Annotated in this window: 10 protein-coding genes; all 10 read right to left on the bottom strand. The window is 65.3% G+C overall.

The annotated features are described in order from the left end of the window. A partial coding sequence (locus PHS32_RS05435) for a tripartite tricarboxylate transporter TctB family protein (RefSeq protein ID WP_301077852.1) occupies window positions 1–241 on the bottom strand: 241 nt, incomplete at its 3' end. A 97-nt stretch (window positions 242–338) separates the two neighbouring features. Next, the gene (locus tag PHS32_RS05430; protein ID WP_301077851.1) at window positions 339–2,126 is read right to left on the bottom strand and encodes a type II/IV secretion system protein; all 1,788 of its coding nucleotides are present in this window, start codon (window positions 2,124–2,126) and stop codon (window positions 339–341) included. Next, the gene (locus tag PHS32_RS05425) at window positions 2,123–2,881 is read right to left on the bottom strand and encodes a spermidine synthase (RefSeq protein ID WP_301077859.1); all 759 of its coding nucleotides are present in this window, start codon (window positions 2,879–2,881) and stop codon (window positions 2,123–2,125) included. Before PHS32_RS05425 ends, PHS32_RS05430 begins: the two co-directional genes overlap by 4 nt. A 98-nt stretch (window positions 2,882–2,979) precedes the next feature. Further along, window positions 2,980–3,759 (bottom strand): amino acid racemase, encoded by a 780-nt coding sequence (locus PHS32_RS05420; protein WP_301077850.1) that lies wholly within the window; start codon window positions 3,757–3,759, stop codon window positions 2,980–2,982. Window positions 3,760–3,789: 30 nt separating this feature from the next. Continuing rightward, entirely contained in the window at window positions 3,790–4,608 is an 819-nt protein-coding gene (locus PHS32_RS05415) for a M55 family metallopeptidase (RefSeq protein ID WP_301077848.1), read from the bottom strand. Further along, window positions 4,605–5,684, bottom strand: coding sequence for a P1 family peptidase (locus PHS32_RS05410; RefSeq protein WP_301077858.1), 1,080 nt, complete (start codon window positions 5,682–5,684; stop codon window positions 4,605–4,607). The genes PHS32_RS05415 and PHS32_RS05410 overlap by 4 nt, the downstream gene beginning before the upstream one ends. Before the next feature lie 74 nt (window positions 5,685–5,758). Continuing rightward, window positions 5,759–6,658 (bottom strand): glutathione ABC transporter permease GsiD, encoded by a 900-nt coding sequence (gene gsiD / locus PHS32_RS05405; RefSeq protein WP_301077847.1) that lies wholly within the window; start codon window positions 6,656–6,658, stop codon window positions 5,759–5,761. Between the two features lie 7 nt (window positions 6,659–6,665). Next, window positions 6,666–7,586: a glutathione ABC transporter permease GsiC gene (gene gsiC, locus PHS32_RS05400; RefSeq protein WP_301077846.1), complete on the bottom strand. Its 921-nt coding sequence runs from the start codon at window positions 7,584–7,586 to the stop codon at window positions 6,666–6,668. A 21-nt stretch (window positions 7,587–7,607) separates the two neighbouring features. Beyond that, a complete protein-coding gene (gene gsiB / locus PHS32_RS05395) occupies window positions 7,608–9,143 on the bottom strand; it encodes a glutathione ABC transporter substrate-binding protein GsiB (protein ID WP_301077844.1) in 1,536 nt (511 codons plus the stop codon). A gap of 43 nt (window positions 9,144–9,186) precedes the next feature. Continuing rightward, the gene (locus PHS32_RS05390) at window positions 9,187–11,085 is read right to left on the bottom strand and encodes a dipeptide ABC transporter ATP-binding protein (RefSeq protein WP_301077842.1); all 1,899 of its coding nucleotides are present in this window, start codon (window positions 11,083–11,085) and stop codon (window positions 9,187–9,189) included. Window positions 11,086–11,112 lie beyond the last annotated feature (27 nt).

Genomic DNA, 11,112 nt, shown 5'->3' with positions numbered 1-11,112 from the left:
CGACCGGGCGCCAGATCCACTTGCCGATCTTCTCGCCATCCTCGGTTTCCACCACCATCGCCTTGAAGGTGATGACCGCCCCCAGCAAGGCCAGCAGGACGCCCAGCATGAGCGGGAAGTAGCCCGGTCCCATGCGCGCGCCGCTGCCCACCGTGTAGGTGGTGGCGCCCCAGGCGAAGGCACCGCCCACCGCCATGAACACGACACCGGAGAAAAAGTCTTTTTGACTTTTGATATTCATTGGTATGCTCCTCGAAAATTCGACCGGTCCATTTTGCACGCGAAAGCCAGGCCGCAGCATGTGGATTTCACCTACCTCGTCGCCTGCGAGACCAACCTCAAGTCAAGGGCGGTGTCGAGCTCAGAACCTCTTCCAGCACCGTCAGACCCTCGGCCACGCGCAAGGCGCCGGCCAGCCGCAAGGGGCGCATGCCGTCGCTCACCGCCTGGCGTTTCAGCGCATCCGTGTTGGGCTCGCGGTTGACCTTTTCCTTGAAGGCCTCGGACACCACCAGCAACTCGTACAGCCCCATGCGCCCCAGAAAACCGGTCATGCGGCAATCGACGCAACCGACCGGTTTGAAGGGCTTGTAGCCGCCGCTGATCTGCCACGGTTTGACCACCTCGGCCAACGCCTCCCGCGTGGCCTGCGGGTCGGGCACCTTGCATTGCTTGCACAGGGTGCGCACCAGGCGCTGCGCCAGCACCCCCAGCAAGGTGGCGTTGATCAGGTAGGCCGGAACGCCAAGCTCCAGCAGGCGCGTCACGGCCGACGGTGCGTCGTTGGTATGCAGGGTGGAAAACACCAGGTGTCCGGTCAAGGCCGCCTGCACCGCCATCTCGGCCGTTTCCTGGTCCCGGATTTCACCCACCATGATGATGTCCGGGTCTTGCCGCATGAGCGCCCGCAGGCCTTCCGGGAAGCCGAAGTCGAGCTGCGTCTGCACCTGGGTCTGGTTGAAGGACGGCTCTATCATCTCGATCGGGTCTTCCACCGTGCTGACGTTCACTTCTTCCGTCGCCACGCGCTTGAGCGTGGAGTACAGCGTGGTGGTCTTGCCGGAGCCGGTCGGGCCGGTCACCAGAATGATGCCGGTGGGACGTTTCACCAGCGCCTCCCAGCGCTGCGCATCGTGCGCCGAGAAACCCAGCGCATCGAGGTCCTTGACGGTGGTGTCGGGATCGAAGATGCGCATCACCATCTTCTCGCCAAAAGCCGTCGGCAGCGTCGAGATCCGCATCTCGACCTCCTCGCCGCCGGGGTTGCGGGTCTTGATGCGGCCATCCTGCGGGCGGCGTTTTTCCACCACGTCCATGCGGCCCAGCAGCTTGATGCGCGCGGTCATGGCGACCAGCACGCCCATCGGCATCTGGTAGACCGGGTGCAGCACGCCGTCGATGCGAAAGCGGATCACGCCCTGTTCGCGTCGCGGCTCCAGATGGATGTCGCTGGCACGCTGGTCGAAGGCGTACTGCCAGAGCCAGTCCACCACCTGCACCACGCTCTGGTCGTTGGCGTCGAGCTGCTTGTTGCTCTTGCCCAGTTCCACCAACTGCTCGAAGCTGGAGCCACCCCCGCTGCCGGCCTTGTTGGCGGCGCGCACCGATTTGGCAAGGGCAAAAAACTCCGCCGTGTAGCGCTGGATTTCCTGCGGGCTGGCCAGCACCCGGCGCACGCCGCGGCGCGCCTGGCGCTCGACCTCGGCCACCCAGTCGGTCAGGAACGGTTCGGTGGTGGCGACCACGATCTCGCTGGCCGTCACCTGCACCGGCAAAATCTTGTGCCGCTCGGCATAGGCCGCGCTCATGGTGTCGGCGACCTTGCCGACATCAACCTTGAGCGGGTCGATGCGCAGATAGTCCAGCCCGGCGCGCTGGGCCAGCCACTGCGTCAGCGATTCGACATCCAGCGGCTTGCCATCGCTGGCGCGCCGCACCGAGACACTGGCCAGGCGCAGCAAGGGGTGTTGCACGCTCTCGGCCTGGGCACAGCGCGCGACGATGCGCTGCGCCTCCTCGGCACTGATCACGCCGTCACTGCGCAGCCACTCGACCAGATGGCGCCAGTCCAGCGGCCCGCTGTAAGCAGTTCGGGCAGGTGACTTGGAGCGCGTGTTGTTGTTCATGCCAGCATCGGTTTAAAGACGCGCACCCATTTGGTGGCGGGCAGACCCCAGCGGATCTGGATCATTTCGGCGCGCGGCAGCAAGCGCTCGCGCTTGGGCCGGCTCGGGCTGCGTTGGGCCAGCACCACGGTATTGCCTTCGCGCGTCGGCTTGAAGGCCCACACCGCCTCGGCACCGAAAGCGGCCGAGATTTTCTCGACCGTGCGCACAAAGCTGGAGGAGCGGCCAAACAAATTCACCGTCATGCAGCCGTCGGCGGTGAGCAGACGCCGGCAGTTGGCATAGAACGGCAAGCTGTCGAGCACCGGCGTGGCGGCTTCATGATCGTACAAGTCAACCTGCAGCGCATCCACCGTGCCCCACCATTTGGCGTCCTCGATCTCCTGCCCGGCATCGGCCAGCACCACCTGCAGCCGGGCATTTTCGGCCGGCAATTTGAACCAGCCGCGGCACGCCACCAGCACTTGCGGATTGAGTTCGATCGCGGTGGTTTTCATGCGCAGTTCTTTATGGCAGAACTTGGTCAGCGAGCCGGCCCCCAGCCCCAATTGCATGGCGTGCCGCCCGGACACGCTATCGGGTTCGACAAACAGCAGCCAGGCCATCATGCGCTGTATGTATTCGTGGTACAGCGCGGTCGGCGCGTCCAGCCGCATGCTGCCCTGAATCCATTCGGTGCCCAGATGCAGGTGACGAAGCGGGCCATCGTCGGAGAAGTTGACTTCGGGGAGCGTGGTTGTGCGTTTTTTCAAGATGGGGCGATTATCCCCAAATGCCGACCCCTGCCCTTGGGCCATCGGCTTGGCCTGGCCCTTGCGTGGTTCAAACCGGCGCAGCGATTGCGCTCCCGGCGTCAGCCCGAATAGGCCCGCTTGGCCAGTGCCCTGGCCAGCACCTGGGCCGGATTGACCAGGGTCCAGCGCGCCGCTTGGGGCGCGGACGGCAAGGCCAGCGGAATTTCGGTGCAACCCATGATCAGGGCGATGTCGCCGTGGCGCGCCAGCAAGCGCTCTGCCACCTCGACAAAGCAACCCTGGGCACAGGCCAGGTCGCCGGTCTTGACACCGTCGTAAATGCCCCGCATCAAGGTCTCACGCTCGGCTTCAAGGGGCAGCTGGCATTGGATGCCGGCTTGCGCCAGGGCGATCTCGTAAAGGGCGCTGCGGTAAGTCCCCTGCGTCGCCAGCAGACCTACTTCCGACACGCCCAGGGATTGCAGGTGGAGCGCCACTTCACGCGCCACGTGCAGCAGCTCAAGGCGCGGAAAGCGGGCTTGCAGCGCCGCATGCCAGGCGTGCGCCGTGTTGCAGGCCATGGCCACGGCGACGGCGCCCAGTTGCTCCAGTCGATGCAGGCCACTGGCCATCGCCGCCAGCGGCGCATCGGCCGCTTCGCCAATGGCGCTCAGGGCTTGCGTGCGGTCGGGCACCGGCAGTTGCGCCAGCCAATGTTCGGGAAAGGCCTGATCGTTCACAGCCTGGCCATGCTGCTGCATCCAGTCGATGCAGGCCTGTACGAAAAGGCCAACGAAATCGGCGCCGGCGGCCGGTCCCATGCCGCCCAGAATACCGACGATGCGGGTCGGCACACGGTGCGCGCCAGCCGGCGTCGGGGAATCAGAAGGAGTCATCATGCGTCCGATGATTGGCGTAAAAAACCAGCGCTAGCGCAGCATGCTGGACATGGCCGACAGGCAGTTCAGCATGCGCACCGCAGCCTGCACCGTGGGGGCATCAAAACCAAGCTCGTCGCCGTCCAGCCGTTGCAGGCCGGGCCACTGGCAGAACAGGTCGGCCAACGCCGGGGTCTGCGTCTGGAGCCGCACGGCGATCGGTGTCGTCAGCACAAAGGGGCGGGCCCGGTCGCGCTGCGCCAGCGCGCCGGCAACGCCGGAGCGGATCGCGCTGGCGGCCTGCCCCGGCGACAGGCTGATGCCGCTGGTCTGGCCGTTGGCGCGCTTGCTTTGCACAAAACTGGCGTGCGGGAACAAGGGTTGGTTTTCTTCTATGAAAACATCGTCGCCGCTGGCCATCACCACCGGCACGCCAAACTCGCCGGCCAGGGCACCATAGAGGCCGGCCTCGCCCAGTTCCAGGTCGTTGAAGCGGACCCGCGCGAACGCAAAGCTGTTGATGGTGTGCGCCAGAATGCCGCGACCTTGCGCGCGCGAGTGGTAGCCGATCAGGCAGACCGCGTCGACGCCCTCTTCGACCCCGGCCATCATGCCCAGATAGCGCGGCTTGCCCTGCACGATCTGGGCGCGCGGGTCCAGCAGATCGGGCGGCAGGTTGCGAAATGTGCCATGCGAGTCGTTCACCAGCACCGTGCTGGCACAGCCGTCGAAAGCACCGGCAATGGCGGCATTGGCCTCCTGCGTCATCAAGCGGCGGGCTAGTTCGTACTCCGGGTTTCCGGGGTGCGTCTGCTCCGGGTGGTACACGCCGGCGACGCCTTCGATGTCAACGGAAATCAGGACTTTCATGGTGCACTCGCTGAAGGGTTTGATGGTTGCGCAAGCGCGCTCCAGCCGGGCAGCAGATCGGCCAGCGCACGACGCTGGTGGCCGTCGCGACCGGTCACGGCACGCGCCAGCCACAAGGCGTGCAGGATGGCCTGCTCGGTGCTGTCGGCGACGGCCTGAAACAAGCCATCCAGCAGGCCGTCGTGCAGCATCGCCAGGCTGGGCATCGGACGCTCGGTTTCCTGCGGCACGGTGTAGGCCGTGGAAAAAGCCAGTGCGATGTCGCCGCTGCCGTGACCGAACACGGAACCGGTGCGGGCCAGACCGGCGCCGGCGCGCAGGGCCAGCCGGCGCAACTGGCGGGCGTCGAGCGGCGCGTCGGTGGCAATCAGCATGATGATGGAACCTTTTTCCGGCTCTGCCGTTGGCTCCGCAAACTGGGCAGCCAGCCGGGCGCCCAGCGGCTGGCCCGCCATCACCAGTTGCGCCGGCTTGCCGTAATTGGCCAACACCAGTGCGCCGACGAGGTATTCACGCTGGCCGGCCAGCGCGACCCGGCGCGATGCGCTACCGACACCGCCCTTGAGCCCGAAGCTGGACATGCCGCGCCCGGCGCCGACCGAACCTTCTTCCACCGCCGCTCCGGCTTGCGCACAGGCTTGCAGATAGTGCTGCTCGGTGATCGCCTGGCACTGCATATCGTTGAGAAAACCGTCGTTGCACTCCAGCACCAGCGGATTGACGGACGGCAGGCGGCGCCCGGTTTCGGGGTTGGCGGCGATGCATTGGCGGATCTGCGCGGTGGCCACGGTGCCGACCGCAAAAGTGTTGGTCAGCGCAACGGGCGTCTCCAGCAGGCCCAGCTCCTCGACCTGCATCAAGCCCACGCTCTTGCCGAAACCATTGAGCACCACCGCGGCGGCCGGCACCCGGTCGCGAAACAGATCGCCGGCGTGCGGGCGCACGACCGTGACCCCGGTCTGCACCGCTTGCGCAGCTAGCGTGCACTGGCCCACCGTCACACCCGCCACATCGGTGATGGCATTGCGTTGCCCTGGCGGCAGAGAACCGATGTGCGGCAGGGATTGACGGGGGATCACAAACAGGCTTCCTGAAACATTGTGGGACAGTCCGTAGCTACGCGTAGCGAGCAAGCTCTGTCCTCAATTAATTAAATGCGGTCGATCTTGGGGTCCAGCGCGTCGCGCAAGCCATCGCCCAGCAGGTTGAAAGCCAGCACCGTCAGGAAAATTGCCAGGCTGGGGAACAACGCCACGTGCGGCGCGTTGACCATGTCGGCGCGCGCTTCGTTCAGCATGGCGCCCCATTCCGGCGTCGGCGGCTGCGCCCCCATGCCCAGAAACGACAGGCTGGCCGCCGTGATGATGGAGGTGCCCAGGCGCATGGTGAAATAGACGACGATGGTCGAGATGGTGCCGGGCAGGATGTGGCGCGTGATCAGGGTCCAGTCGGAGGCGCCGATGCTGCGCACCGCCTCGATGTAAGTCATGCGCTTGAGCACCAGCGTGTTGCCGCGCACCAGGCGGGCAAAGGCCGGCACGCTGAAGACCGACACCGCCACCACCACGTTGACCATGCTGCTGCCCAGGATGGCAACGACACCCAGCGCCAGCAGGATGCCGGGAAAGGCGAACAGCACATCGGAGATCCGCATCACGATGCGGTCCCACCAGCCTTCGTAGTAGCCGGCCAGCAGGCCCAGGCTGGTGCCTATCAGGCCGCCCAGTGCCACCGACAGGAAGCCCGCGGCGAGCGACAGGCGCGCACCGGAGAGGATGCGGCTCAGGATGTCCCGGCCCAGCGGATCGACGCCGAACCAGTGCTGCCAGGACGGCACTGCGTTGAGCTGGTCGTAGTCGAAATAGTTTTCCGCGTCGTAGGGCGCAATCAGTGGCGCGAAAACCGCCAGCAGTACCAGCAGCGCCACCAGCATCAGCGCCGCCAGCGCCACCGGCTGCTTCTTGAATTTGCGCCAGAACTCGCTCCAGGGCGTGCGCACGCCGGCGCTTTGCTGGGCCGCGGCAACTTCGGTGACAGGGGACTTGCTCATGGCTCGATTATTGGTAGCGGATGGTCGGGTTGATGAAGCCGTAGAGCACATCCACCACCAGGTTGATCAGGATGAACTCCAGCGAGAACAGCAACACCAGGGTCTGGATCACGGGGTAGTCGCGCGTGCTCACGGCATCGACCAGCAAGCGGCCCAGGCCGGGCCAGTTGAAGACCACCTCGACGACGATGGAGCCGCCCAGCAGAAAACCGAACTGCAGACCCATCATGGTGACCACCGGGATCAGCGCGTTGCGCAGGCAGTGCTTGGCGATCACGGTGCGCTCCTTCAGCCCCTTGGCCCGGGCCGTGCGCACAAAATCCTCCTGCATCACTTCGACGAACGAGGCGCGCGTAAAGCGTGCCATCACGGCGGCCACCGCGGCTCCCAGGGTCAGGGACGGCAGGATGTAGTGCTTCCAGCCATCGGCGCCGACGGTGGGCAGCCAGCCCAGTTGTACCGAGAACACCTGCATCAAGAGCATGCCCAGCGCGAACGCCGGAAACGAGATGCCGGAGACGGCGATGGTCATGCCCAGGCGGTCCGGCCACTCATTGCGAAAGACGGCCGAGACGACGCCGATCGACATGCCAAGGACCACCGCCCAGCCCATGCTGGCCAGCGTCAACAGCAGGGTCGGCATGAAACGTTCGGCGATCTCGGTAGCCACCGGCCGGCGCGAGCGCATCGAGGTGCCGAAATCGCCGTGCAGCATGCGCGTGAAGAAGCTTATAAACTGCTCCGTCAGGGGCCGATCCAGCCCCAGATCCTGGCGCACCAGCGCCACCGTCTGCTGGTCGGCATCCGGCCCGGCTGCCAGGCGGGCCGGATCTCCCGGCAGCAGGTGGACGAACAGGAACACCAGCAGCGCGACGATCAGCAACGTCGGCAGCAGGCCCAACATGCGTTTGAGGAAGTAGCTGGTCATTCGTGCCGTCCGCCGGGTTGCTTACTTGAGTTCGATCTCGTCGAAGTTGAACGACGCATCGGGCATCACGTAGAAGCCGTTCATGCTCTTGCTGCGCGCCGACAGCAGTTGCTCGGTCGCCAGGAAGGCCCAGGGCGCGTCTTTCCAGATGCGCTGCTGGGCATCGGTGTAGAGCTTGGTCTTTTCCGCCGCGCTGGTGGTGTTGAGCGCCTTGGCGATGTCGGCGTCGACCGCCTCGTTCTTGTAGTAGGCGGTATTGAACATGCGCGGCGGGAACGACTCCGATGCCAGCAGCGGGCGCATCGCCCAATCGGCCTCACCGGTCGAGGACGACCAGCCGACGTAATACATGCGCACCGGCGCCGTGGCCGCATCCTGCGCGCTCTCGACCTTCTCCACGCGCTGGCCGGCTTCCAGCGCCTGCACCTGCACCTTGATGCCGACCTGGCCCAGTTGCTGCTGCAGGAACTGGATCACCTTCTGCGCCGTCGTGTGGTTGTAGGCCGACCACAACGTGCTCTCGAAACCATTCGGGTAACCGGCTTCCTTCAGCAGTTCACGCGCCTTGGCCGGATCGTAGGGCCAGGGACCGAGCTTGACCGCGTATTCGACGCCCTTGGGCAGCACGCCTTCGGCCGGAATCGCGTAGCCCGAGAAAGCGACCTTGATCAGGGCCTCCTTGTTGATCGCGTAGTTGATGGCCGCGCGCACCTTGGGGTTGTCGAAAGGTTTTTGGAGCGTGTTCATCGACAGGTAGCGGTGCACGATGGAGGGTGCCGCCGTCAACTCGATGCCGGGCTTGGTTTTCAGCACCTCGGCCTGCTCGTAGGGCACCGGGAACGTGAAGTGCGCCTCGCCGGTCTGCATGATGGCGCTGCGCGTGTTGTTGTCGACCACCGGGCGCCAGGTGATGGAGTCGACCTTGGGGTAGCCCTTGCGCCAGTAGCCGGCAAACTTCTCGACCTTCAGGTAGTCGCTCTGCTTCCATTCGACGAACTTGAACGCGCCGGTGCCCACCGGGTTCTGCGCGATGCCCTTGCCCAGCTTCTGCAAGGCGGTCGGCGAAATCATCACCGCCGACGGATGCGCCAGCGAGTTGATGAAGGGCGAGAACGACTCTTTCAGGGTGAAGCGCACGGTGTAGGGGTCCACCACCTCGGTCTTGGCGATGTTCTTGTACAGGTTGTAGCGCTTGAGCTTGTTGTCGGGGTTGGTCACGCGGTCGAAGTTGACCTTCACCGCTTCGGCGTTGAAGTCGGTACCGTCATGGAACTTGACGCCGCGCTTGAGTTTCATGGTGTAGACCAGGCCGTCCTTGCTGACCTGATGGCTTTCGGCCAGCACCGGCACCATCTTCATCTCGCGGTCGAAGCCGTACAAGCCCTGGTAAAACGACTTCACGACGGCTTGCGACAAGGTGTCGTTGGCATCGTAGGGGTCCATGGTGGTGAAGGTCGAGGCGACGGCCACCACCACGTCCTTGGCGGCGAACGCCGGCGCGGCAAAAGTAGCCGTCAGCGCAAGCGCGGCGGCCAGAGGGGCAAGAGGATGTTTCATACAAATAGCTCCTGGGTTGAAAAGAAGGGAAAACACATTGCTGTCAATAGAGGCCGCCGACACTGTGGCGGGCTACATAGTGGCCCGGCGCAACCTGCTGCAGGGGCGCCACCACGGGCTCGTCGCCGACGGCGCGGATCGGGCTCGGAATCTCGCCTTCCAGCAGCGTGCGGCGCAGGTGCCGGCGCGCCGGATCGGCCACCGGCACGGCCGCCATCAGCCGGCGCGTATAGGCGTGCTGGGGGTTTTCGAAAATGGCGCGGCGCGGGCCGATCTCGACGATCTGGCCCAGGTACATGACGGCCACCCGGTGACTGATGCGCTCCACCACCGCCATGTCGTGCGAAATGAACAGAAAGGCGATGCCCAGTTCGCGCTGCAGGTCCAGCATCAGGTTGATGATCTGGGCCTGAATCGAGACATCCAGCGCCGACACCGACTCGTCGGCGATCACCACCTTGGGGCTGAGCGCCAGGGCGCGCGCAATCGCGATGCGCTGGCGTTGCCCGCCCGAGAACTCATGCGGATAGCGCTGCGCGTGCTCGGCTGGCAGACCGACTTTTTCCAGCAGCCAGTCGACCCGTTCCTGCGCTTGCCGGCCCTTGGCGATGCGGTGCACCAGCAGCGGCTCCATGATCGAAAAACCGACCGTCAGACGCGGGTCCAGCGAGGCGAACGGGTCCTGAAAAATGAACTGGATGTTGCGCCGCAGGCCTTGCAAGGTGCTGCTTGCCAGATCGCGGATGTTTTGCCCGCCGAACTCGATCACGCCGCTCTGGCTCTCGACCAAGCGCAGCAGCGAGCGCCCAGTGGTGGACTTGCCGCAACCCGACTCGCCGACCAGTGCCAGCGTCTCGCCGGGGCGCAGGTCGAAGCTGACTTGCTCCACCGCATGGACGCGGCGCTTGACCCGCCCGAACAGGCCGCTGCGCACGTCGAAACGCGTCACCAGATCGCGCACCCGCAGAATCGGCGCGCTGTCCGAGCGGACGGTGTCCTGCGGCTGCGCCGGTTCGGGCGCTGCCGCGTCGGCCTCTTCGCTGCGCAACAGTTCGAACTTCAGCGGCAGCGCTATGCCCTGCATGGCGCCCAGTCGCGGCACGGCGGCCAGCAGGGCTCGGGTATAGCGGTGCCGCGGCTGGCTGAAGACTTCTTCCGACGCGCCCTCTTCCACCTTGTCGCCGCGGTACATGACCAGCACGCGATCGGCCACTTCGGCGACGACGCCCATGTCATGCGTGATGAAGATCACCCCCATCTGCATCTCGTCCTGCAGCGCGCGTATCAATTGCAGGATCTGGGCCTGAATGGTGACGTCCAGCGCAGTGGTCGGCTCGTCGGCAATCAGCAGCGAGGGTTTGCACGACAACGCCATGGCAATCATGACGCGCTGGCGCATCCCGCCCGAGAGCTGATGCGGGTAGCTGCCCAGCACGTTGCGGGCTTCCGGAATGCGCACCAGCTCCAGCATGCGCAGCGCCTCGGCGCGGGCCGCCGCCGCGCTCTTGCCCTGGTGTTCCCGGATCGACTCGGCGATCTGGTCGCCGGCGGTGAATACCGGATTCAGGGAAGTCATCGGTTCCTGAAAAATCATCGCGATGTCGGCACCGCGGATGCTGCGCATGGTTTGGTCGCGCGCCTGCGTCAGGTCCAGCAGTTGGCCGTTGCGGCGCCGAAACAGCAGGCGGCCATCGACGATGCGGCCGCCCCCATGCTCGACCAGGCGCATCAAGGCCAGCGCGGTGACCGATTTGCCGGAGCCCGATTCACCGACGATGGCCAGGGTCTCGCCGCGATCGACATGAAAAGAGAGCTGGCGCACCGCATCGACCGTGCGTTCGGACGTGGTGAAGCGCACCGACAGATCGGTGGCCGCCAGCACCCGGTTCTCGCACAGGTGCAGGGCGCTGGCTTGAGGTGCTTCGACCAGGGTGGATTGCATGGCGCTGCGCTGTTGTTGGCTAAGTGA

Source organism: Rhodoferax sp., from assembly GCF_028714215.1.
Taxonomy (GTDB): domain Bacteria; phylum Pseudomonadota; class Gammaproteobacteria; order Burkholderiales; family Burkholderiaceae_C; genus Rhodoferax.
This window is presented reverse-complemented; position numbering and strand designations above follow the sequence as displayed.